The following is a 22,215-nucleotide window of genomic DNA, read 5'->3' as shown; positions in this document are numbered from 1 at the left end:
GGACAGGATCCGCAAAAGCGGTCCTGTCCTTTTTTCATATCATTCTTCATTTTTTTCTGCAGTTTCCGTTTTCAGCTTCCGCTTCATGCGTTTCTGCCCTTCCCTGCAATCATCGAGGAGCGGGCACGTGCCGCATTTTGGATTCCTTGCCGTGCAGTGGTACCTGCCGAAGAAGATCAGCTGATGGTGCGCCTTGCTCCATCTGTGTTCCGGTATCTTCTTCATCAGCGTTTCCTCGACCTGAGTGACATTATCCTTATACCTTGCGATGCCGAGCCGTTTGCTCACCCGCTCGACATGTGTGTCGACTGCGATGCGGGGCACATCGAATGCAACGGAGAGCACCACGTTCGCCGTCTTCCGCCCCACGCCTGCAAGGCTGACGAGGTCCTCATAGTTACCGGGCACCACGCCATCGAACTTGTCTATCAGGTCCCGGCAGAGTTTTTGGATATTTTTTGCCTTGTTCCTGAACAACCCGATCGTCCGTATATCATTCTGCAGCTCTTCAAGGGGGACCGATACATAATCTTCAGGGGTCTTATATTTTTTAAACAGCTCTTTTGTGACTTTGTTGACGTGGTTGTCCGTTGCCTGTGCAGACAGCAGCACGGCAATCGTCAATTCAAAGTTGTTGCTGTAGACGAGTTCCGCTTCCGCATCCGGGAACATCCCGTCGATGACGTCCAGCATTTCAACGGTCTTCTTACCACTAATCATCCAGATCTTCTCCTTTCAGCCAGTTCCTGACCGGCGGACGCTCCCTTTGCGGCTTGAGCGGCGTGCGGTTCAGGTTGTTCAATATGCGTTCCACATACTGCAGGGATGTGATTTGATTTTTATAGGCGAGGTTTACGGATTCCTTGATCATATCGACAGAATAGCCGGAATCCGCAAGCCAGCTGTTCATCCGTTCAAACTCACTCGGTGAGAGCGCCCTGCCGTACAGGTTTTCGACGAAAGAGAACAGCTCCTGTATCTGGTGTTCATCTTTTACGCCCTTTTTGCCCGAAGATATGAATTCGGCAAGCTTCCGGTATGCCGGCTCCACGCTCAGGACTTCTTCCTTGCCGCCTTCACCGGTGCCATGGGAGATTTCAATGAACGATTTGCCGATCAACTGCTCCATGATCATGTTGAGGGACTTGCCGGAGAGGGTCGTCCCTTCGGTGAGCTGGGTGATGTCGGGCAGCGGCCTTGAATCTGAATGATGCTCCATCAGTTTGATCAGTATGATCACTTCACTTTCATCGAGGCCGAGGTCACTGTAATGGTCAAAGAGGATTTTATTGACCGGGAAAGTGATGTTGCGTATATATTTCTCCAACACTGTACTACCTTCCTTCCAATAAACAGCAGTGTGCACAATTGGATTGCAACACACTGCTGTCAGACTGACATTTTAAATTATGGGTACAGGCGGTTCAAAAGTCTCGGGAACGGTGAAGTCTCCCTCACGTGCTGGACGCCTGACAGCCATGCGACCGTCCGCTCCAGTCCGAGGCCGAAGCCCGAGTGCGGCACGCTGCCGTATTTTCTGAGGTCGAGGTACCATTCGTAATCGTCGGTATTGAGTCCTGAATCCTCAATACGTTGTTTCAAAGTCTCATAATCGTGGATCCTCTCACTGCCGCCGATGATTTCACCGTAACCTTCCGGTGCGATCAGATCCGCACACAATACCGTCCTTGGATCGTCTGGGTTCTCTTCCATATAAAATGATTTGATTTCTTTCGGATAGTTGACGATGAAGACGGGCTTATCATAATGATTGGCGATTTCCGTCTCATGCGGGGCACCGAAATCATCGCCCCACTCGATGTCATCGTAACCTTTTTCATGAAGCAGTTCGACTGCATCTGTGTAGGTGATGCGCGGGAAAGGCGCTTTGATCTGCTCAAGCACGGAAGTATCCCTTCCAAGGGCTTCAAGATCAAGCCTGCAGTGCTCCAGCACATTCTGAACGACATACTCGACATACTGTTCCTGGACTTCCAGGCTGTCATCATGCTCGTAGAAAGCCATTTCCGGTTCGATCATCCAGAACTCGATCAGATGACGGCGGGTTTTGGACTTCTCCGCCCTGAACGTCGGCCCCATTGTGAACACTTTACCGTGCGCCATCGCTGCAGCCTCGGCGTACAGCTGACCGCTCTGTGAGAGGAAAGCATCCTCATCGAAGTATTTCGTATGGAACAGTTCAGTCGTCCCTTCCGGGGCACTGTTCGTCAAAATCGGCGAGTCGATTTTCTTGAAGCCATTGTCGAAGAAAAAGTCATGCGTGCTCTTGATGATCTGGTTCCTGATGTTCATGACGGCATGCTGTTTTCTTGAGCGCAGCCACAGGTGGCGGTGATCGAGCAGGAATTCCGGTCCGTGCTCCTTCGGCGTGATCGGGTAGCCCTCTGCTTCATGGATGATGTCTATTTTGGAAACTTCCATCTCATAGCCGAAAGATGAACGTTCATCCTTTTTGATCATTCCGGTGACATACATCGATGTCTCCTGGTTCAGGCCTTTGGCAGTTTCGAACAATGCTTCGTCATTCGCCTTGACGACGACGCCCTGCATAAAGCCCGAGCCGTCCCGGAGCTGCAGGAACTGCAGCTTTCCGCTGCCGCGTTTCTGCAGCAGCCAGCATCCTATGGTGACTTCCTGTCCTTCATACTTCGGTGATTCTTTTATTGTGATCTTCATTCTTAAACTCCTTCTAATCTTTCAGTAACAAAGTTTTTAATGCGTTCCATGGCCTCGGTCATCGCTTCCTTGCTTGTCGAATAGCTGATGCGGATATTATCCTCAAGTCCGAAAGCAGAGCCCGGGACGACGGCGACATGCGCCTTCTCCAGCAGGTCCTTGACGAAATCATCGACCGTCGCATAACCCATCTTGTCGGTGCATTCCCTGAAGTTCGGGAACAGGTAGAAGGCACCTTCAGGTTTGATGCAGGTAGTGTGCGGTATTTCCTCAAGCAGAGCATGGGCATGGTCCCTGCGCTCCCGGAACGTCTCGTTGAATTCCTTGAGGAAGGCTTCATCCATCTCATAGGCGGCCACGGCAGCCCATTGCGACGGCGAGGCCGGGTTGGATGTCGACTGGCTTGCAAGGCCTGTGAGGCCTTTGATCAGCGCTTTGTCGCCGCATGCATAGCCGATCCTCCAGCCGGTCATTGCGTGTGATTTGCTGACGCCGTTGATGACCACGGTGCGGGCTTTCATCTCCTCGCTCACCGAGGCGATCGAGTGATGGCCGACATCATAGACGAGCACTTCATAAATTTCATCTGCCACGACGATGAGGTCGTTTTCGACGACGACCTCGGCGAGTCCTTCAAGCTCCTCTTTTGAATAGACCATCCCTGTCGGGTTGTTCGGTGAATTCAGCATCAGTATCTTGGTTTTTTCTGTAATGTTTTCTTTCAGAAGTTCGGGTGTCAATTTAAAAGAAGTGGACTCGTCTGTATGGACGAGCACCGGCGTGCCTTCTGCAAGTTTCACCTGCTCGGTGTAACTCACCCAGTATGGTGACGGGATGATGACTTCGTCCCCTTCATCGACCAGTGCCTGGAAGACGTTGTACAATACATGCTTTGCGCCGGATGCAACGAATATTTCGGACGGCTCATACTCGAGCTGATGGTCTCTCATCATCTTCTCCGAAATGGCCGATTTCAGTTCCGGTATGCCGGCTGCCGGTGTATATTTCGTCGCACCGTTCTTCACGGCCTCGAAAGATTTTTCAATGATTTCATCCGGGGTGTTGAAGTCGGGTTCGCCTGCACCGAGTCCGATGATGTCGACACCCTGGGCTCTCAGTTCAGCCGCCTTGGCTGTGATGGCCAGAGTCTGGCTTGGTGTTAAATTTTGAACACGCTGGGATAGTTCCATAATTCTGCTCCTTTTAAAAACATATTATATTAGATCATACCAATTATAAATCACTCAGGTAGTGTTTAAAAGCCTTCCGCGGGCCGTTGATGATATTTTCTTCGGGGAAATATTTCAGGAATGCATTTCTGTACGGCTTGTACATGATCCTTTTATCAAGCAGCAGCACAAGCCCTTTATCGTTTTCATTCCTCTTGACCCGCCCCGCCAGCTGCCTGAACTGGAACACTGCCCGGGGGAGGTCGTCCGTATAGAATGATTTGAAGTCATCACCCTTCGGCACCGGGAAAGGCAGTTTTGAGATCATGATGCATTTATCGTCCGTGCCCTCGATGTTGATCCCTTCGCTGAAGCTCGAAGTCGCAAGCAGCAGCGCCTTATCAAGCTGGTTGTACTGCATCAGCAGTTTATCCGGGGAGACGGAGCGGTTTTGCCTGAGGACGATGAAATCATTGAACATATCTATTTCCTTCGTCATCTCATACACTTTGTGCAGCAGTTCGTAGCTTGAGAATATGACGAGCAGCTTCCCTTCGGTCTCGCTCAGATACATCGCGATATAGTCGAGGAGCGCATATACATACTCGTCATCATTGTGGTCATAATCGGGTATATCATCAGGTATGAAGAGCTTCGTATTGCTGAATAAAGACGCACTGCTGATGATATCCGTATCATAATCCTCCCCGTTGAACAAATCCTTCAGATGATCGAACGTCCCCTTGACCTCGAGGGTCCCGGACATCATGATCAGGGACTCTATGCCGTGTGCCTCCCCGAGCATTGAAAAGGGCGGCTTTGTCACGATGAATTTCAGCCTTTGGATGTTCCTGTCATGTTGGATGGTGTAATTGCCGTTTTCAATGGCATTGGAAAGTTCGGTCAGGGTCATCGAAAAATAATGCATATGATTGTAGAGCGCCTGATACTGATGCGTCCCCCGTATCGTCCCGAGGAATATCGAACAGAATTCCAGGGCGCGCCGGATGATGCTGCCGGCGCTTTCCATGTTGCCCGCCTGGATTGCATTGAAGAGCATGTCGACATGCTCATTGAGCTTCTCCATCAGCTCCTCAAGCAGGTAGGCCTGTCTGAAGTCATTATTTTCAATGTATGAGCTGAGCAGCCGGTTCTGCCTCGGCGTGCCGACCTGGCCTACGAAGAATTTCATATCATGATATGCATATTCCGTTTCAGTCCGCTGGTCGAGTGCATTTTTCAGCTGGTGTGCCTCATCCACGAGGATATGCTTCACGTCCAGATGCTCGAGGCAGTCCTGTATGAAATAATGGTTGGTGAACACGATCGGCGCACGCGATGCCCTTTTGAGCGCCAGGTCGAAGTAATAATGGCTGTCGTTCTTCCCGGTCTGGATGAGCATCGTTTTGTAATAGGCCTGTTCCGGCCCCCTGAGCCCCAGTTCCGACAGATCACCCGTCACGGTTTCGAGCAGCCAGGTCAGTATCCTCATCTTGAGGAGGACGATTTCAGGATTGTTGTCCTCCGTTTCAAGAAGTGCACTCACCGCGTTCAGGTCAAGATAGTTTTCCCGCCCCTTCAGATTGACGAATTCCAGATTCAAATCAAGTGCCCGGGTGAGCTTCTCCAGTTCGATGTTGACCATCTGGTTCTGAAGGATTTTCCTTGAGGTGGAGACGAGGACCTGCTCCTCATACAGGGAATAAAAACTTACGGCCGCAATCAGCAGGGCGCCGGTCTTCCCTATCCCGGTATATGCCTCGACCGCAAGGTGCCTCCCCTCTTCAAAATGGCTGAAGATTTCATTTGCAAGCTTCAGCTGATCCGCCCTGTACGCCGCACCTGTGCCGGCAATATAGCGTTCATAAAGTTCTTCGACCGTATACTTGGGCAGGTCATGGGCGGGAAGCAACGTCTCGTTGATATAGAAGCTGTCATAGCGCTTCAAGTGATCCGGCGGATGTCCGAGATCCGCTTCAGACAGTATGCTGAAGATCAGGTCCGCGAGGCTGAACCTCAAATTTTTGGACAGGTGATACAGCTGCTTCAATGTCTCACTGTTCGTGTCCATCATTTTTTTGAATAAATGAAGCAGCAGCCGGGCTGTGGCGAGCGCATCCTCATCCGCCCTGTGGGCATTGGACAGCTCTATGCCGGCGCCGGAAGCGATATCCGCCAGCTGGAAACTGTTTTCAGCCGGCAGGAAAATCTTTGACAGTTCCACCGTATCGAGTGTCAAATACGGGGAATAATGCAGCCCGCAGTGGCTGAAATGGTTTTGGAGGAACGTCAGGTCGAAATCGACGTTATGTGCGACGAAGACGTGGTTTTTAAGCTTATCATATACCTCATGCGCGATGTCTTTGAAGGCGGGTGCGCCTTCAAGCATGTCTGCATCTATATTGGTCAGCTCCTGGATGAACACGGACAGTTCAGTCCTGTCACTTAAAAACGTCGTATACTGATCAATGATTTCCCTTTGCTCAATGAATACGATGCTCAGCTGGATGATGCTGTCTTTGTTTATATCGTTGCCGGATGTTTCGAGGTCGACGACCGCGAACTTTTGATTAATCATTAAATATCACCAAATTTTAAAATTCAATATCTGCACTTATTATTTTATGGGTTTCACCATACCGGTCTGTCGCAAGCAGAAAACCTTCTTCAGTGATATCCACCGGCTTCGCCATGAATGTCCGGTTCACCTCGGAAATCCTCATCTCTTTGCCGAATATGATCGACTTGGAAATCCATTCTTCCCTGATGGATGAAAAAGGCATATTTATGAACTGGTCGTACTGTTTTTCCAGCTCGATTATCAGCTGTTTGAGGAAATGCTCCGTATCCAGATCATTTTTGTCATTCAGCTTCAATTCATCCTCGATGGAGGTTGCCGTTTCCAGCCTGGAAATTTCCTCTGTATGATATAAATTGAGGCCAATCCCGCAGATGATGCTCTGAATCATATTGTTCTCACTGATGACTTCGGTGAGGAAACCGCACACTTTTCTGCCGTTTATGTAGATGTCATTCGGCCATTTGATGCCGGCGTCCAGATTGAAGGATTTTTCAATCGCATTCGCTATCGCAAGCGATATGAACAGATTGAACTTTATTATTTCATTCAGGTAGATGTCCGGCTTGAAGACAGCGGACATATACAGTCCCGATTTTTCAGGGGATGCCCATTCCCTGTTGAAGCGTCCCCTGCCCCCGGTCTGTTCGCCCGCCACGACGATGAATGGTTCTTTTATGTCCGTGATCTTCCCGAATGCAAGTTTCTGTGTGGAATCCACAGAATCCTTATAGATGACTTCCGAGAATAGGTCCGAGTCTTTTATCATCGAAGTCAGAAGGGTCTCATTCAATTCATTGGATGCTGAGACCAGTTTGTAGCCTTTATTGGTGACCGACTCCACTGTATACCCTTCTTCCCTCAAACTCTTCACGGCCTTCCAGACAGCCGTCCGTGATATGCCGAGCTCTGTTGCCATTTTCTGTCCGGATAAAAATTCCTGCTTACTCAGTAATTTCAGCACTTCCTGATTCAACTTTGACATGTCGCCTCACCCAATCGATTATATCATTATGTTCGTTTTTTAACCTTCCGAATAACACTTCATTTTCAATGATGTTCAGACATTCCTTTATCCACGGTCCGCTCCGGCTCTGAAACAATGCCATAAGGTCCCTGCCTCCGACCGCGAGATCCTGCTTACTGCTTATCGGGAGGGATTTCTTGAGGGAAGCCGCTTCACTGAGGGCCGGATATTGATCTGTGAGATGATTCTCATCATTGACGGCTGAAAAGCGCCCGATTACATCTTCATCGAATGAATAGGCGATCTTCAACGGATGCATCCCATCTTCCAGGGCACCGTGGAGTGCAGCGCAGCTTTTGACAAAACCCACTTCTTTCCTTGAAAGTTTCAAATGGGACAGTCCGCCTTCCAAAGCGGGGCTTTTAATGATCTGGACCGCCAGCTCATCAAGCAGGCTGTGCACCCTGCTCCGGAGCAGATCCTCTTCACCGATGTCCGCAAAGAATGGTATATGGCGGACGAGCCCCGTCTGGACGAGTTTCAGTTTGGCCTCCGCCAGAGCAGCGCCGCCATACATCTTTTTGAATTCGGTGATGATGCGTTCCACAGAAACGTGTTTCAAAAGATGCGCATTCAATGTCATCGCTGCCTCGGTATCTTCTTCGATGCTGAAGTTCAGCACCGACATGAACCGGAGTGCGCGGACCATGCGCAGGGCATCCTCGCCGAACCTGTCGGACGGGCGGCCGACTGTGGTGATTTCATGCCTTTCGATCGCTCCGCGTCCATCATACGGGTCATGGAAAGTGTAATCACGGTCCATGGCCATCGCATTCATTGTGAAATCCCTGCGCTGCAGATCTTCATTCAGGTGGTTTGAAAAAATGACCTCGTCAGGATGGCGGTGGTTTGTGTAGGCACCATCGGTCCGGTAAGTGGTGACCTCGAAAGGTATGTCTTCCGTCATGATGATGATAGTACCGTGCGCCTTTCCGACATCAATCGTCTTCTCAAAAAGTGCTTCCACTTCCCCGGGCTTTGCATCCGTCGTGATGTCTACATCCTGTATATCACGCCTCATATGGAAGTCCCGCACACATCCCCCGACGAAGAATGCTTCATGCCCGTTGTCATTCAGTCTTTTTATTATTTTTGCACCTGTTTCGAATAACGTATGCATCATTTACCCTCTTTTAACGAGATATATAATTTTTCATACTGGTCAATGATATTTTCACTTTTGAAGCGTATGAGGATATCATCGAGCATGTTCTTTTGCAGCTTTTTATATTCTTCCTCATCTCTCAACAGGCGTATAAGATGCTCTGCTGCCCTCCTGTAATCCCCGGTTTCCACGATGTAACCCGTCTCCCCATGACGGATCACTTCACTGATCCCGCCTGCATCCGTCCCCACCGGAACCGATCCGCAGTTCATGGCTTCCAGTAAAGCGAGGCCGAAGCTTTCCTGCTCGCTGAGCAGCATGAAGCAGTCCGACATTTTATAGTAGTTTACGACATCACTCTGCTGTCCTGTGAAAACGACCTTATCCTCAAGGTCCAGAGTACGGACGAGCTGCCTCATCCGGTTCATTTCCGGGCCGTCCCCGACGAGCATCAATACGGCATCCACTTCCTTTGATGCGATGTCGAAAGCCCGTATGATGTCCTCGATCCTTTTGACCGCCCTGAAATTCGACGTATGCATGACGACTTTCGTATCTTCCGGAATGCCGTAATGCTTCCTGAGAAGCGCCCCTGCTTCCTTCCTGCCTTCCAGGTTGAACTTCGTTTCATCGATGAAATTATACACGGTCGTGATTTCCTTATCCGGACTGATGAGCCTGTATGTGTCCCGCTTGAGGCTCTCGGATACGGCAGTGGTCATATCGGAAGACTCGATGCCGAACTTGATGGCATCCGTCAGGGATGCATCATGCCCGAGTACGGTAATGTCCGTGCCGTGGAGCGTGCTGATGATCTTGACGTCGCTTGCGGCCATCTGTTTGGCAAGTATACCGCAGACGGCATGAGGCACCGCATAATGCATATGAATGACATCCAGGTCATAATATTTTATCACCTCGGCGATTTTACTCGCAATGGTGATGTCGTATGGTGGATACTGGAATACGCTGTAGCTGTTGATATCCGTCTGATGGATATGGATGTTGGGGTGGTTTATCGTCAGTCTGAACGGTACTTTGGAAGTGATGAAATGCACCTGATGCCCTCTTTTGGCCATCTGGATGCCGAGTTCCGTCGCGATGATGCCGCTGCCGCCGACCCCGGGATAACATGTTATGCCGATCCTCATACCTTCACCCTCTGTCCTTCATATTGATGTAGTGCATTACAGCACCGGCTGTGCCTTCATTCGTCGCAAGCGGCACATCATAGACATCAGAGAGCCGGAGCAATGCAGATACATCCGGTTCATGGGGCTGTGCCGTCAATGGATCCCGGAAGAAGATGATGACATCTATCTCATGATTCGCCACCATGGCACCGATTTCCTGATCCCCGCCAAGGGGGCCGGATTTGAAACGGTGTATGCCGAGCCCCGTTTCTTCGCTCAGCATCTTGCCTGTCGTACCTGTAGCATATAAACCATGCCTTTTAAATGTATCGATATTCTCCTTGACGAATGTAATCAAGGCCTCTTTCTTCTTATCATGGGCGATCAGTGCGATTTTCATAGCTGCCTCCAAATAAATTAATATACACCCATTATAGAGAAAAAACGGTGCCATGTGAAATATTCAAAATAAAAATACAGCCGGAGTGGACTCCGGCTGTATTTATGTTCAATTAACTCTGGCTTCTTGCAATGAGGATGAACCTCACAAGCTCTGCCACTGCGACTGCTGTAGCTGCCACATAAGTCATGGCTGCAGCATTAAGCACTTTCTTGGCATGCCTGTATTCTTTTTGATTGACTATATTCAGCGATTCAATCTGTTTCATGGCACGGTTCGAAGCATCAAACTCAACCGGCAGCGTCACCAGCTGGAAAAGTACTGCGAATGCCATCAGACCGATACCGATCCAGAGCAATGTAGTTCCGAACGGTGAATTCATACCTGCTGTAAGCAGTATACCCGCTATGATCAGGAAGTATGAAAAGTTGCTGCCCAACTGTGCAAGAGGGAACAACGCTGATCTGAAGTTCAAAAACTTGTAGCCTGTGGCATGCTGTATCGCATGTCCGACTTCGTGTGCGGCGACTGCCGTACCTGCTACACTCGGCTTATCATAGTTGTGGGGTGAAAGGCGGATGACCTTGTTCTTCGGGTCATAGTGGTCACTCAGGAAGCCCTGGCCCCTCTCGACACCCACATCATAAATGCCGTTCTCATGCAAGATTTCCTCTGCCACTTCCCGTCCTGTCATCCCACTTGTTGAACGTACTTTCGAGTACTTGTTGAAAGTGGATTTGACATTCATCTGGGCAAGCATTGGAACGACCATCAATATGATGAAATAAAGGATGATACCCATTAAGTTATTTCCCTCCTAGTACTGTCTTACTATATTTTACTTTAATGATTACTCGTTCGTCAACGAATTACGCCTCGGCACCAGCTGGTGTAAAAGCACAAGGACAAGCACCGTCAGCCAGAAAGAAAAGTAACCGATATGGTCGCTGTACTGTGCAAGCTGGCCGTACACCGGATACTGCCCGTACACATAATCGATCACATCGTTGTGGAACAGCCAGATGGCGGCGGCATACAGATGCCACTGTTTTATCTCAAGGTGCGGCAGGAATAAAAACGCCTGGACCGCCATAATGCCGTGGGATGCGACAAGCATGAGGCCGACCCATGAAATGAAGCCGGTCTCCATGAATGTGAGCATATTCATCACTACAGCCCACACACCGTACTTGATCAGAGTCGTGAATGCGAGCGCATCGATGAGACCCCATTTCTTTCCCATCAGGATGAGCACGATCAATATGCAGAGGAAAAGTGTCGCGGTCGGGCTGTCCGGCACAAAAGGCATGAAGTACCATTCGGTGTTTGCGAGCTGTCCCCTGTACCAGTAATAGCCGTAAACCGTACCTATAAAGTTGCCTATCAGCAGAAGAATCAGAAACCATCTGTTGAACATCAATTCAATTAATTTATTCATATCATCACCTAATAAAAAACCCCCTTGATAAAGGGGGTTAGAATTATTCTTCTGATTCCGGTGTGTTCTCGGCTTCATCTGCCGAAACAATTTCAAGGTCAGCGACGAATTCGGAAATCGCGATGATTTCATCGTCGGTCAGTGTATCCTCAAAAGCAGGCATTTCTCCTACACCATTTCTTACGAATGCTTCAACCGTTTCAGGCTGGTAATCCGGTTCGATCAAGCCAGGGCCCGAACCTCCGGCAAGTTCCCCGCCGTGACAGCTGGTACAGTTGGTCCGTATCAGTTCATTGAACACGGGGTCCTCAGCGTCAAGGTTCGAGAAGACGATCTGACCCTGCGCATCCTGCTGCTCCCAGTCATGGTAGGCAACGGATTCCCATGTCGTATAGAAGATGATCGCTACCGAAGCGAGCATGAGTCCGCTTGCTATCGGACGGCGTTTCCAATGACGGTCCTTTTTGTTGTCGAGCCAAGGCGCGAGCAGGAGTGCCGTGAATGCGATGCCGGGTATGACGATGGCACCGATGACGTTGAACGGCCCGGATGCATAAGTGTACTTCAGTATCTGATAAAGGAACAGGAAGTACCAGTCCGGCAATGGGATGTATCCCGTATCAGTCGGATCGGCCACACGCTCAAGAGGCGCCGGATGTGCAACCGTCAGACACAGAAATCCAATGAGGAATACTGCACCTGTCACCCATTCTTTTAAAAGGTAGTCCGGGTAAAATTCTTCGGTACGCCCTGGAAATTCTGAGTAGTCGCGGTTGAGCTTTGGTTTATCGTATTTCAATATACGGGAATCTCCGACGAATGTCAGTCCTTTTCCACGTTTCATATATTTTTACCTCCCATTTCTCCTATAGTGGTCCTGAGATACCTTGTCTACGTATCATGATGAAGTGGATCGCCATCAAGATAAACAATGCAGCAGGCAGGAAAAATACATGGATAGCGAAGAATCGCGTCAATGTCTGTGCACCAATGATTGTATCGTCGCCGGCCAGCAGTGTCTGGATCCAGTCACCGATAAACGGCACACTACCCGCAATATCCAACCCTACTCTAGTTGCGAACAATGCTTTCATATCCCAAGGCAGTAAATATCCGGTGAATGCGAGCCCGAGAATCGTTGCGAAGAGCAGTACGCCGACCACCCAGTTCAATTCCCTTGGAGCCTTATAAGCACCTGTAAAGAATACCCTCAATGTATGTAGGAACATCATTACAACAACTAAACTCGCACCCCAGTGGTGCATACCTCTGACAATCAGTCCAGCTGCTACATCATGCTGAAGATAATAAACAGAGTTCCAGGCGTTGACAATATCAGGTACATAATACATCGTCAGGAACATACCCGATAAAATCTGTATCAATACTATGAAAAATGTCAGCCCTCCAAAACAATAGACGAATGCAGAGAAGTGATAGGCAGGGTTAACATGCTCCGGCACCTCATGATCTGCAACATCCCTCCAGATAGGAGTGATATCCATGCGGTCGTCTATCCAATCATAAATTCTGTTGAACATTAAGTTTCCCTCCTATACTAATTGGTTTGGAATTACTTGGCCTATTGTAAGATATCCATCAGATTCGCCCACTTCAAATTGATCCAATGGACCTGTTGGAGGAGTTCCCGGAACGTTATTCCCGTTCTTCTCATACAAGCCGTTATGGCATGGGCAGAAGAATCTCTCCGGGTTGTTATCATCGGCAGCCCAGGTGACTGTGCAGCCAAGGTGTTTACAAACAGGTGAAAATGCGATGATTTCATCGCCTTCCCGGAACACCCATGCAAAATCCGTCACTTCACTCGTATACCAGGCATCCTGCTGTTCGAATGTGAAGTCGACCTGCATCGGCTCTTCTGTGATTTCATCTATCGTGACACTAGTCGTCACCATATCACCTTCCGCACCTTCCTGGAAAAGTGGATCGAGCGCCATCCTTCCCATCGGAAGAATTACACCGGCCGCCATGAATGATCCCACACCCATCAGAGAATAGTTCATGAACTGACGTCTCGTAATTTTTTGCGACATTTTAATTTCCCCCCTCAAACACTCGCGTTCTTTTACATTAAATATAACTAGGACATATCAATTTTAGCCTATTAAATTCTGACGGTCAATAAGCATTAATGATTTTTAATGTACGCAATATGCGATAATCGTGTAATAATACCTAAAACTAACTGTTCCAGATTGAAATGATGGATTTCATCACTTTCTTGACTTCTTCCTTCACCATATCCATCTTGATGTCGTTCGTCATATCCTGCAGCGGTATATGGTTCAGGCGGATCGTGGTGTGTGGTTCATCGAGTTCCATATGTGTGATGATCACGACATTTTTAAAGCCGTAATCGTAAAGCTGGGCTTCGTACTGTTCAAGCACGGTGGTGTCCGACTTCACAGTGGTCATCGCCGGGGTGATAAAGATCCTGCCTTTGAACTGCTTTTCCAGCTGTATTGAAACCAGCTGGAGCAGCTCGATGTTGTTGGCATGCGTCAGTGCCCCGTCATCCATATCGGCACCGGTGAAGGGAATGATTGCCGTATCCACAAATTCCAGCTGCTCATCCAGGTTTTTGATATCTTCAAAATTGTATAACATATGCTCACCTTTCAAGGGACCGAGCTTTATTCAGCTGATCACTCAGTTCATAAAATAAACTTTTGTCATTATTCTGCAGGGCTGCATCGATTTCCTCTTCAAGGATTCTGATCCGGCAGCCGGCCTGACTGCTTTCATTGCCCGCTTCCCTGTCCTTCACATCTTCATACCGCCTGCTCGGGCCGCTGAAGACGAATTCGATATAGAGGGGCTCGGACTTGTTGCTGTTTATATCATGGAAAATCACTTCACCGTCGGTCGTTATGATCTCCCCCTTTTCAAATACCAGCGTCGGCCTGCCGGTGGCCTGTTCAGCGATGCGCAGCCTGCGGTCTGATGACCTGTCCGTGAATGATATGAAATTGATTATAGAGGGGTGTGCCTTGATGAAATTCATAATCCAGACAGCCGTCCTGTCGCGGAAGTCATAATGGTACAGGACATAATCCAGGAAGTCCCGCTTATAGTTCGCCGTCCTCATCAAACAAACGCTCCTTTTCATCCTGCCATCTGATATTGGCGGGATCCATTTCAATTAGCTTATCAAGTATATCCTTGCGCAAAGGATGCCTGATTTCGGTTAAATAGCCATAATAATCTTCGTAAAATTCGAGAGACTCCCCGATGAGGCCGGAAGCCTCACTGTAATATTGCATCGCTTTCTCATCGTCTTCGTTCTCTGCATATATTTTGGCGAGCAGGTACAGTGACTCACCCGACAGGGCATGGTGGTCGAAATCATGGAGGTAGTCATCGATATCTTCTGCAGCGTCCAGCTTCAGCAGGGTCTCGAACAGCATCAGGTAGGCATCATCGTAATCCTGATCCAGCCGGATCGCCTTGTCAAAGTACCCAAGGGCATCCTCCGGCCGGCTGGTCCTGAAATGGAGGCGGCCGAGATGGAAATAGGCAAGAGGGTTCTTATCATTTTCGCCCAGGTACCTCTCCATGGTGGCGATGGCCTCCGGGAGGTCATGCTGTGTTTCGTGGATGTTCATCAATAAAATATATGCGTTCATATAATAAGGCTCATTATCAAGCACTTTTTCGAGCAGACTGATCGCCTTGTCGTATTCCTGAAGCTGGTATTCGAGGAGCGCCTCCCGGTACCAGTCGTCATTCGAGAAGTTCTCTTCCCGGGCTGCACCGAAGTGATCCCTCGCCTCTTCAAGATTCAGCAGGTTCATATTGATTTCAGCAAGCCTAAGATTGATGTCGACCTGATTCACCTGCTCGATCTCCTGATTCAGGAGGATGGTGTAATGCCTGTTTGCTTCGGGCAGGTCGCCGTCGTGGAAATACAGCTCTGCGATTGCAAAATCTATAATCGGATCGTCCGTCATCTCTTTTGCGTCAAATAAAGCCTTCAGTGCAATATCATTCATGTTGAGCTGCTGAAAGATCTCCGCCTTCAGCATGAGGACGGCCGGTGTGGTTTCTGAACTGTTGACCAGGCTCAGGGCCTCATCCAGCCGGTTGTCCGTGATCATCAGATCCACAAGATATGCGAGGACCTCATCATCATGTTCGGTATTGCGGTAAAGATGGAGATACACTTTCTCGGCATAGTCATGCAGACCGCCCGAGACGAGTGCATCCCCCATGATGAATAAGGCATCCATATCATCGGCCGCCCGCGCTTCGGGCAGCCTGCCGATGATGGCGTTCAGCTTCTCTTCGGGATATTCCCCTTTATTCAATGAATCGATTGCCTGGTAAATCATTTCCTGCATCTTAAATTTCCTTTCATCTGGCCTGTTTCAGTTTCTCCAAATCCTCAAGAAATCCCGGATATGAGATGTTGATCGCCGATGTGTCGTCTATGTTGATCTCGGTGTTGGAAGCGACCGCCATGACGAGCAGCATCATGATGATGCGGTGGTCATGATAGCCCTTGAAACTGTCGCTTGTCATTTTCAATTCCTTCAACGGATATACTTTGAACCCGTCTTCAAACTCTTCGAATTCGATGCCGAATTTTTCGAGTTCATCTATGACGGCCCTTAATCTGTCGGTCTCTTTGTAACGCAGTTCCAGGGCATCTTTGATCACGCTCGGCTCACTGCCGAATGCACCCAGCACCGCGAGCACCGGGATCTCATCGATCAGTCTCGGGATGATCTCCCCGGACAGTTCGAACGATGTGAGGTCTTTTGAGTGGCGGATGCGGATGTTGCCGATCGCCTCCCCTTCGGAAGATGTCTCCTCGATCTCTATGTCGGCATTCATCTGCTGGAACACGTCGATGATGCCGGCCCTCGTCTCATTCAAAGAGACATTTTCTATCGTGATGTCGGAACCTTCGGTGATTGCTGCAAGCACCATGAGGAAGGCGGCGGAGGATATATCCCCCGGCACCTGTACATCCCTCGGTTCCAGCGATTGGCCGCCCTTCAGCCTGATGGACAGGCCGTCGACTTCAATATCGACGCCGAACTGTTCCAGCATGATCTCAGTGTGGTTCCTCGATTTGATTTTTTCATGGATGGTTGTCTCCCCATCCGCATACAGCGCGGCAAACAGGATGGCACTTTTCACCTGGGCACTCGCTACAGGCATTTCATACTCTATCGCCTTCAGGGTGCTCCGTTTCATCAGGATGGGCGGGTATTTCCCGTCGACGAGTGAAATATCTGCACCCATCTTCCCGAGCGGCGTACGCACGCGGTCCATCGGACGTTTGGCGATCGAACTGTCACCTTCTATGGTGGCATCCATGCCGATGCCTGCAATCAGCCCCATCAAAAGGCGTGTAGTCGTGCCGGAATTCCCGGTGTATAACACTTCCTCCGGGGTGGTGAAATTGCTGCTCCCCGGCGATGTGACGGTGATCCTGCCTTCTTCCCTTTTGATGTCGACGCCAAGCTGGCCCATGATTTCCGATGTCCTGAAAGTATCTTCACTCTCAAGCGGTGAGTGGATGACTGAAGTGCCTTCCGCCAGGGATGCCATCATCAGTGCACGGTGTGTGATCGATTTGTCGCCCGGCACTTGTATACTGCCGGTGAATTTCTGATTTAATAGTGATTTCATAATGACTCCTTCAATGCCCCTATATATTTTACCATCTCATCAGTGCTGATTTCAGTAAAAAAGGGCTCAAAATCTTTATCCATTAAAATAAAGCCCACAGATGCATCACTGATGTTTTTCTTGTCGTGTTTCATATGTTTGAGCATCCGTCCTGGATCGAGGGTGCCCAATAATTCCATCGGGTACCCCAGATTTGAAAAATATGTGTGATGGGACTCCAGATCAAAAATCCGGGACTCCGACTGTTCATTCGATATGAACATCATTGCATACAGACCCAGCATGACTGCATGGCCGTGCTGGATCTTATATTCATATTCAATGGCATGGCCGAGTGTGTGGCCGAGGTTCAAGTATTTCCTTGAACCGGACTCGAATTCATCCTCGGTGACATAACGCATCTTCGTCCTGATGCCTTTGATGAGGCTGTCTTCGAGGTCTGCAGCCTTCACCCCGTGTGCAGTCTGTTCCATCAGATCACGAGCGGCTTTTTCACTGTCCAGCAGAGCATGTTTATAGACTTCCCCGAACCCGCTCAGAATTTCCGATTCAGGCAGGGTGCTCAAAAAGTCGAGGTCATAAATGACGCCGGAAGGCCTGTGGAAAGCTCCGATCAGATTCTTGCCATGCCTTGAATTGATGGCAGTCTTGCCGCCGATCGCGGAATCATGTGCAAGCAGGGTGGTGGGCACCTGGATGAAATCCACGCCTCTTAGAGTGACTGCAGCGGCAAAACCGCCCGCATCCCCCGCCGCTCCGCCGCCGATGACGACGACGAGGCTTGAGCGCTTTATTCCGCGTTCAAGGAGGCTTTCAACAATCCCGATGAAAGCCTCCGCTGTTTTGGCAGCTTCCCCCGGCCTGGTGATGACCGGATCTTCAATATCCTTTAAAGCGGTGGTTTTAAAAGCGTGATGGACATTTTCATCTATTATATAAAAAACATCCTCATATCTTGATGTATAAAGATTCAGCGTTTCTTTGAAGATGCCGTGGCCGACATGGACTGTGTAATTATCATCAGGATAAGTCGTTTCAAATTCTTTCATGATTAAAAGTTTTTCACTCTTTCTTTATGCGCTTCGACTGCACTTTCCAGCTCTTCGAAGTTGTCATGCGGGAACTTATCCAGGATCGCCTTCGCCATCTCGATAGCAACCATATGTTCACAAACTATCGAAGCTGCCGGCACAGCACAGGAGTCGCTCCGCTCGACCGTCGCCTTGAACGGTTCCTTCGTGTTTATATCAACACTCATCAGAGGTTTGTACAGTGTCGGGATCGGTTTCATGACCGCACGGACGACGATCGGCATCCCTGTGGACATGCCGCCTTCGAATCCACCCAGATTATTGGACTTGCGGATATACCCTTCTTCGCTGCTGTAGAGGATTTCATCCTGCACTTCCGATCCCGGCGTTTCCGCCAGTTTGAAGCCCATGCCGAACTCGACCCCTTTGAAAGCATTGATGCTGATCACACTGCCCGCGATCTTCGAATCGAGCTTCCTGTCATAATGGACATATGAACCCAGTCCGACAGGCGGGTTTTTGACGATCACTTCAACGATTCCGCCGATGGAGTCGCCATTTTTCTTGGCGGCATCGATCAGTTTTTCCGTTTTGCCGGTCTCTTCTTCAGATATCATGCGCACTGAAGACTTATCCGCAAGTTCGCTGATCTCTTCATAAGAGTAAGTGCCCTCATCCTTGACTTCGCCTATCTGCACCACCCGGCTTGCCATCTCTATGCCGAGCGCATGCAGCAGTTCCTTGCAGAGTGCGCCTACAGCGACGCGTGCGGCTGTCTCCCGTGCGGATGAACGTTCAAGGACGTTCCTCAGGTCACGCGCATTATACTTGATGCCCCCGACGAGGTCGGCGTGGCCAGGCCTCGGTTTTGTGATGACGCGTTTCAGCTTTTCTTCTTCCTCTGGGGTGAGCGGGTCGCTCCCCATGATTGTCGTCCAGCTCTTGAAATCATCGTTCGTGAGTTCGATCATGATCGGGCTGCCGAGCGTTTTACCGTGCCTGATTCCGGCGCCGAATGTGAAAGTGTCCTTTTCAATCTTCATTCTGCGGCCGCGTCCGTAACCGCCCTGCCTTTTTATGAGTTCAGCCTCCATCCGTGCCTTGTCGACCGGCATATTTGAAGGGAAACCTTCAATGATTGCAGTAAGTTTTGGGCCATGTGATTCGCCTGATGTTAAAAATCTCATAATTCCACCTTCTATTCTAAAATTATATTAAAAAAAGCTGAGTAAAAACCCAGCTCATTGTTTTAAGATTAGTAGATCCAGTCTTTGTTAATCAGATTATAATCCAGTATTTCAGCTTTATCAAAGAATAAGCCAATCTCTCTTTCAGCACTTTCAGGTGAGTCCGAGCCATGGATGATATTTTTTCCAACAGTTAAACCAAAGTCACCTCTGATGGTACCAGGTGCAGCCTCCTGAGGATTAGTAGATCCGACAACGAGTCTTGCAGTAGAAATCACATTTTCACCTTCCAGCACCATAGCAAACACCGGGCCTGAAGTGATGAAATCAACCAATTCACCAAAGAATGGTTTTTCAGCGTGCTCCTGATAATGTGTTTTGGCAAGATCTTCAGAAACCTGCATCAGCTTGGCACCGACGATTTTGAAGCCTTTGTTTTCAAGTCTTGAAACGATTGGGCCGATAAGGTTTCTTTGTACCCCATCCGGTTTAATCATTAGAAAAGTTTTTTCCATTATTAAATCTCCTTATAAAATAGTTATGTGACCATTTTAACATTAAATATTTTTAATGTTAATTCATTTCAGACGTTTTTCAAGTTTTTCTGCGATTTCAAGGAGGTAACCCCTGACAGGTTCCCTGATGCCGCTTAAATGCGAAATCGCTTTGTCATAATGACGTGTGCTGATCTGCATCGCTTCTTCCAGGACACCGGAAGCGAGTATCTGTCCGATCAGCTCATCAAGCAGACCGGGATTGTCCTTGAAATCATCAAGGTCCCGGCTGAACTTTTCATCTTCATCACGGAGGAGCAGCACGGGTAAAGTGTAATGCCCGTTCGCAAGATCCGAGAACTTCGGCTTGCCGAGTGCCGCTTCATCGCCGGTGAAGTCGAGTATGTCATCTATGATCTGAAAGCTCAATCCGATATGATTGGCGAATGCGGTCAGGTTTTCCATCGTCTCTTCATCAAGGTGGCTCGCATAGCTGCCGAGCCTTACACTGAGCACTATGAGCAGCGCGGTTTTGCGATATATTTTTTTATAGTAGTCATCATAGCTCTGCTTGGAATTGAACTGATGGTTGAATTGCAGGAGTTCCCCGCTGACGATCTGTTCTATCGCTTCAGAGTATGTCCTGTGGCACTCCGGGTGTTCAATATCACTGACGATATGGACCGCGGTGGATAAGAGCAGGTTGCCTGTAGTCACAGCCTGGAAATACCCATAGTCATAATAGGCGGTCGGCCTTCCCCGCCTCAATTTGCTGTCGTCTATGATGTCGTCATGGACAAGGGTCGCCATATGAAGGAGTTCCAGACTTGCGCTGACTTTATAGACATCGTCCATTTTATCCGGGTTCCCCAAACGTCCGGCTAAAATGGATAATGTCGGCCGTATTTTCTTCCCGCCGGATTTATAAAGTTTCAAGCCGAGGTCATTGGACAGGACACCTGAAGGTTCCAGGCTCTTCCTGATGAGCCGGTCAACTTTGATGAAATCCGGAGCCAGGTATTTCTTCAATGAAACCATGCCTAATCCTCGGTGATCGGTTTTATCGCGAAATGGGTGGCTGCCGTACCTAGTGTGTGGGGAAGGACTTTAACATTGGTGAACCCTGTGGAAACGAGCATCTGTTTCAGCGCTTCTTTTGACAGGAATGAATGAGTGGATTCATACAGCCATGTATATTCGTCTTTTTTCTTTGCGATCAAACCTCCAAGAGCCGGCATGATCTTTCCGAAATATACTTCAAATCCATAATTGATCAGGCCGTTTTCAGGTGTGGAAGTCTCAAGGATGACAAGCGTCCCGCCGGGTTTCAGGACGCGGTGGAAATCCTCGATCGCCGCCTGGTAATCCGGGAGGTTCCTCAACCCGAACCCGATGGTGACGTAATCGAACCGGTCGTCTTCGAACGGCAGCTCCATCGCGTTGCCATGGATCAGGGAGATGTTGTCGAATCCAGCCGATTTCGCCTCCGCCACTTCGAGCATGTTCTCACTGAAATCAAGGCCGGTGGTCTCCGCCCCGCTCAAAGCGAGCTGGATGGTCCAGTCACCGGTACCGCAGCATACGTCCAGCACTTCCATACCTTCTTCAAGGAACATGTGGTTCATGGTTTTATTCCTCCAGAGCGTATGCTGGTTCAGGCTGATGATATTGTTCATATGATCATAATCATCTGATATCGTATTGAAAATTTTATGTACACGTTGTTCTTTATCCATTATCGTCACCCGTACTCTTTGTAATATAAGGTAATTTTTTTATGTCAATCTCCTCTATGTATCGACTGATCAGGCTCAACAGGCTGTCTTGTGCATAACCATTATCTACAAGATAAAGAAGAGGTGCAAATAAAAGATGCTGTAATTCTTCCGGCGAGGGATTTTCAGGAATCTCGGCATAGGCGGATTTTTTGGAAGTGATCGCTTTTGATATGCCGGAAACATCATTTATCACTTTATACTCATTATGTGCAGCCAGTATCTTATAAAACTGGCTGAAAAAATAATCACCGGTCAGTACATGTTCCTCCCTCTCCTCAGCTTCTGGTTCCTTATCCAATATCTGCAGTGCCTTGTTGAAAAATAAAACCGCATGACAGATATGAGGGTCGCGGATGATGTTGCTCTCGTCATTGAAGAAGGCGAAAAAAGGTTCGCTATGTAATTCCAGTTTATTGTTCTTCAAATCTTTTTCTATCTGTTGTATAAGATTTTCCATGAAAAAAATCACCTTATAAATTAATAGACCTAACATTAACCGTTAGGCCTAAATCATAAA

24 protein-coding genes are annotated in these 22,215 nt (G+C 48.8%); all 24 read right to left on the bottom strand.

Annotated elements, in window-relative coordinates:
• Positions 1–39 precede the first annotated feature (39 nt).
• The 24 genes from nth to LPW40_RS02825 all read right to left on the bottom strand — a co-directional run bounded on the left by nth (position 40) and on the right by LPW40_RS02825 (position 22,155).
• Positions 40–720: an endonuclease III gene (gene nth, locus LPW40_RS02940; protein WP_230820735.1), complete on the bottom strand. Its 681-nt coding sequence runs from the start codon at positions 718–720 to the stop codon at positions 40–42.
• Positions 713–1,330: a DnaD domain-containing protein gene (locus LPW40_RS02935; RefSeq protein ID WP_230820734.1), complete on the bottom strand. Its 618-nt coding sequence runs from the start codon at positions 1,328–1,330 to the stop codon at positions 713–715. Before LPW40_RS02935 ends, nth begins: the two co-directional genes overlap by 8 nt.
• 77 nt (positions 1,331–1,407) lie before the next feature.
• The gene (gene asnS / locus LPW40_RS02930) at positions 1,408–2,697 is read right to left on the bottom strand and encodes an asparagine--tRNA ligase (RefSeq protein ID WP_230820733.1); all 1,290 of its coding nucleotides are present in this window, start codon (positions 2,695–2,697) and stop codon (positions 1,408–1,410) included.
• A gap of 2 nt (positions 2,698–2,699) precedes the next feature.
• A complete protein-coding gene (locus LPW40_RS02925) occupies positions 2,700–3,887 on the bottom strand; it encodes a pyridoxal phosphate-dependent aminotransferase (RefSeq protein ID WP_230820732.1) in 1,188 nt (395 codons plus the stop codon).
• A 43-nt stretch (positions 3,888–3,930) separates the two neighbouring features.
• Positions 3,931–6,444: a helicase C-terminal domain-containing protein gene (locus tag LPW40_RS02920; RefSeq protein WP_230820731.1), complete on the bottom strand. Its 2,514-nt coding sequence runs from the start codon at positions 6,442–6,444 to the stop codon at positions 3,931–3,933.
• Between the two features lie 16 nt (positions 6,445–6,460).
• Positions 6,461–7,429: a biotin--[acetyl-CoA-carboxylase] ligase gene (locus LPW40_RS02915; protein ID WP_230820730.1), complete on the bottom strand. Its 969-nt coding sequence runs from the start codon at positions 7,427–7,429 to the stop codon at positions 6,461–6,463.
• Complete coding sequence (locus LPW40_RS02910) at positions 7,389–8,591, bottom strand: CCA tRNA nucleotidyltransferase (protein WP_230820729.1); 1,203 nt, start codon at positions 8,589–8,591, stop codon at positions 7,389–7,391. The genes LPW40_RS02915 and LPW40_RS02910 overlap by 41 nt, the downstream gene beginning before the upstream one ends.
• The gene (gene bshA, locus LPW40_RS02905) at positions 8,591–9,727 is read right to left on the bottom strand and encodes an N-acetyl-alpha-D-glucosaminyl L-malate synthase BshA (RefSeq protein WP_230820728.1); all 1,137 of its coding nucleotides are present in this window, start codon (positions 9,725–9,727) and stop codon (positions 8,591–8,593) included. Before bshA ends, LPW40_RS02910 begins: the two co-directional genes overlap by 1 nt.
• Before the next feature lie 4 nt (positions 9,728–9,731).
• Positions 9,732–10,109 carry a methylglyoxal synthase gene (locus tag LPW40_RS02900; protein WP_230820727.1) on the bottom strand — a complete coding sequence of 126 codons (378 nt, stop codon included), beginning with the start codon at positions 10,107–10,109 and terminating at the stop codon, positions 9,732–9,734.
• A 112-nt stretch (positions 10,110–10,221) separates the two neighbouring features.
• A complete protein-coding gene (locus tag LPW40_RS02895) occupies positions 10,222–10,911 on the bottom strand; it encodes a zinc metallopeptidase (RefSeq protein ID WP_230820726.1) in 690 nt (229 codons plus the stop codon).
• A gap of 48 nt (positions 10,912–10,959) precedes the next feature.
• Positions 10,960–11,547 carry a DUF1405 domain-containing protein gene (locus LPW40_RS02890; RefSeq protein ID WP_230820725.1) on the bottom strand — a complete coding sequence of 196 codons (588 nt, stop codon included), beginning with the start codon at positions 11,545–11,547 and terminating at the stop codon, positions 10,960–10,962.
• 43 nt (positions 11,548–11,590) lie between these two features.
• Positions 11,591–12,391, bottom strand: a complete 801-nt coding sequence (locus tag LPW40_RS02885) for a menaquinol-cytochrome c reductase cytochrome b/c subunit (RefSeq protein WP_230820724.1) — start codon at positions 12,389–12,391, stop codon at positions 11,591–11,593.
• Between the two features lie 22 nt (positions 12,392–12,413).
• Entirely contained in the window at positions 12,414–13,088 is a 675-nt protein-coding gene (gene qcrB, locus LPW40_RS02880) for a menaquinol-cytochrome c reductase cytochrome b subunit (protein WP_230820723.1), read from the bottom strand.
• A 12-nt stretch (positions 13,089–13,100) separates the two neighbouring features.
• Positions 13,101–13,601: a QcrA and Rieske domain-containing protein gene (locus tag LPW40_RS02875; RefSeq protein WP_230820722.1), complete on the bottom strand. Its 501-nt coding sequence runs from the start codon at positions 13,599–13,601 to the stop codon at positions 13,101–13,103.
• A gap of 148 nt (positions 13,602–13,749) precedes the next feature.
• A complete protein-coding gene (locus LPW40_RS02870; protein WP_230820721.1) occupies positions 13,750–14,175 on the bottom strand; it encodes a DUF2487 family protein in 426 nt (141 codons plus the stop codon).
• A 4-nt stretch (positions 14,176–14,179) separates the two neighbouring features.
• Complete coding sequence (locus tag LPW40_RS02865; RefSeq protein WP_230820720.1) at positions 14,180–14,656, bottom strand: YpiB family protein; 477 nt, start codon at positions 14,654–14,656, stop codon at positions 14,180–14,182.
• Positions 14,637–15,908: a tetratricopeptide repeat protein gene (locus tag LPW40_RS02860; protein WP_230820719.1), complete on the bottom strand. Its 1,272-nt coding sequence runs from the start codon at positions 15,906–15,908 to the stop codon at positions 14,637–14,639. Before LPW40_RS02860 ends, LPW40_RS02865 begins: the two co-directional genes overlap by 20 nt.
• A gap of 13 nt (positions 15,909–15,921) precedes the next feature.
• On the bottom strand, positions 15,922–17,208 hold the full coding sequence (gene aroA, locus LPW40_RS02855; RefSeq protein ID WP_230820718.1) for a 3-phosphoshikimate 1-carboxyvinyltransferase: 1,287 nt from the start codon (positions 17,206–17,208) through the stop codon (positions 15,922–15,924).
• Positions 17,205–18,257, bottom strand: coding sequence for a 3-dehydroquinate synthase (locus LPW40_RS02850; RefSeq protein ID WP_230820717.1), 1,053 nt, complete (start codon positions 18,255–18,257; stop codon positions 17,205–17,207). The genes aroA and LPW40_RS02850 overlap by 4 nt, the downstream gene beginning before the upstream one ends.
• 2 nt (positions 18,258–18,259) lie before the next feature.
• A complete protein-coding gene (gene aroC / locus LPW40_RS02845; RefSeq protein WP_230820716.1) occupies positions 18,260–19,426 on the bottom strand; it encodes a chorismate synthase in 1,167 nt (388 codons plus the stop codon).
• A 68-nt stretch (positions 19,427–19,494) separates the two neighbouring features.
• On the bottom strand, positions 19,495–19,941 hold the full coding sequence (ndk, locus tag LPW40_RS02840; protein ID WP_230820715.1) for a nucleoside-diphosphate kinase: 447 nt from the start codon (positions 19,939–19,941) through the stop codon (positions 19,495–19,497).
• 63 nt (positions 19,942–20,004) lie between these two features.
• A complete protein-coding gene (locus LPW40_RS02835; RefSeq protein ID WP_230820714.1) occupies positions 20,005–20,958 on the bottom strand; it encodes a polyprenyl synthetase family protein in 954 nt (317 codons plus the stop codon).
• Between the two features lie 2 nt (positions 20,959–20,960).
• On the bottom strand, positions 20,961–21,656 hold the full coding sequence (locus LPW40_RS02830) for a demethylmenaquinone methyltransferase (RefSeq protein WP_230820713.1): 696 nt from the start codon (positions 21,654–21,656) through the stop codon (positions 20,961–20,963).
• Positions 21,649–22,155: a hypothetical protein gene (locus LPW40_RS02825; RefSeq protein ID WP_230820712.1), complete on the bottom strand. Its 507-nt coding sequence runs from the start codon at positions 22,153–22,155 to the stop codon at positions 21,649–21,651. The genes LPW40_RS02830 and LPW40_RS02825 overlap by 8 nt, the downstream gene beginning before the upstream one ends.
• Positions 22,156–22,215: the final 60 nt, after the last annotated feature.

Source organism: Salinicoccus halitifaciens, from assembly GCF_021026095.1.
Lineage (GTDB): Bacteria > Bacillota > Bacilli > Staphylococcales > Salinicoccaceae > Lacicoccus > Lacicoccus halitifaciens.
This window is presented reverse-complemented; position numbering and strand designations above follow the sequence as displayed.

Excerpts from the sequence above, each read along its gene's own strand:
- LPW40_RS02865 (WP_230820720.1), bottom strand. The coding sequence starts at position 14,656 with ATGAGGACGGCGAACTATAAGCGGGACTTCCTGGATTATGTCCTGTAC.
- LPW40_RS02890 (WP_230820725.1), bottom strand. The coding sequence starts at position 11,547 with ATGAATAAATTAATTGAATTGATGTTCAACAGATGGTTTCTGATTCTT.
- LPW40_RS02920 (WP_230820731.1), bottom strand. The coding sequence starts at position 6,444 with ATGATTAATCAAAAGTTCGCGGTCGTCGACCTCGAAACATCCGGCAAC.
- aroA (WP_230820718.1), bottom strand. The coding sequence starts at position 17,208 with ATGAAATCACTATTAAATCAGAAATTCACCGGCAGTATACAAGTGCCG.
- ndk (WP_230820715.1), bottom strand. The coding sequence starts at position 19,941 with ATGGAAAAAACTTTTCTAATGATTAAACCGGATGGGGTACAAAGAAAC.
- LPW40_RS02830 (WP_230820713.1), bottom strand. The coding sequence starts at position 21,656 with ATGGATAAAGAACAACGTGTACATAAAATTTTCAATACGATATCAGAT.
- asnS (WP_230820733.1), bottom strand. The coding sequence starts at position 2,697 with ATGAAGATCACAATAAAAGAATCACCGAAGTATGAAGGACAGGAAGTC.
- LPW40_RS02825 (WP_230820712.1), bottom strand. The coding sequence starts at position 22,155 with ATGGAAAATCTTATACAACAGATAGAAAAAGATTTGAAGAACAATAAA.
- LPW40_RS02900 (WP_230820727.1), bottom strand. The coding sequence starts at position 10,109 with ATGAAAATCGCACTGATCGCCCATGATAAGAAGAAAGAGGCCTTGATT.
- LPW40_RS02910 (WP_230820729.1), bottom strand. The coding sequence starts at position 8,591 with ATGCATACGTTATTCGAAACAGGTGCAAAAATAATAAAAAGACTGAAT.
- LPW40_RS02875 (WP_230820722.1), bottom strand. The coding sequence starts at position 13,601 with ATGTCGCAAAAAATTACGAGACGTCAGTTCATGAACTATTCTCTGATG.
- LPW40_RS02885 (WP_230820724.1), bottom strand. The coding sequence starts at position 12,391 with ATGAAACGTGGAAAAGGACTGACATTCGTCGGAGATTCCCGTATATTG.
- aroC (WP_230820716.1), bottom strand. The coding sequence starts at position 19,426 with ATGAGATTTTTAACATCAGGCGAATCACATGGCCCAAAACTTACTGCA.
- LPW40_RS02915 (WP_230820730.1), bottom strand. The coding sequence starts at position 7,429 with ATGTCAAAGTTGAATCAGGAAGTGCTGAAATTACTGAGTAAGCAGGAA.
- LPW40_RS02850 (WP_230820717.1), bottom strand. The coding sequence starts at position 18,257 with ATGAAAGAATTTGAAACGACTTATCCTGATGATAATTACACAGTCCAT.
- LPW40_RS02835 (WP_230820714.1), bottom strand. The coding sequence starts at position 20,958 with ATGGTTTCATTGAAGAAATACCTGGCTCCGGATTTCATCAAAGTTGAC.
- bshA (WP_230820728.1), bottom strand. The coding sequence starts at position 9,727 with ATGAGGATCGGCATAACATGTTATCCCGGGGTCGGCGGCAGCGGCATC.
- LPW40_RS02895 (WP_230820726.1), bottom strand. The coding sequence starts at position 10,911 with ATGGGTATCATCCTTTATTTCATCATATTGATGGTCGTTCCAATGCTT.
- nth (WP_230820735.1), bottom strand. The coding sequence starts at position 720 with ATGATTAGTGGTAAGAAGACCGTTGAAATGCTGGACGTCATCGACGGG.
- LPW40_RS02860 (WP_230820719.1), bottom strand. The coding sequence starts at position 15,908 with ATGCAGGAAATGATTTACCAGGCAATCGATTCATTGAATAAAGGGGAA.
- qcrB (WP_230820723.1), bottom strand. The coding sequence starts at position 13,088 with ATGTTCAACAGAATTTATGATTGGATAGACGACCGCATGGATATCACT.
- LPW40_RS02925 (WP_230820732.1), bottom strand. The coding sequence starts at position 3,887 with ATGGAACTATCCCAGCGTGTTCAAAATTTAACACCAAGCCAGACTCTG.
- LPW40_RS02870 (WP_230820721.1), bottom strand. The coding sequence starts at position 14,175 with ATGTTATACAATTTTGAAGATATCAAAAACCTGGATGAGCAGCTGGAA.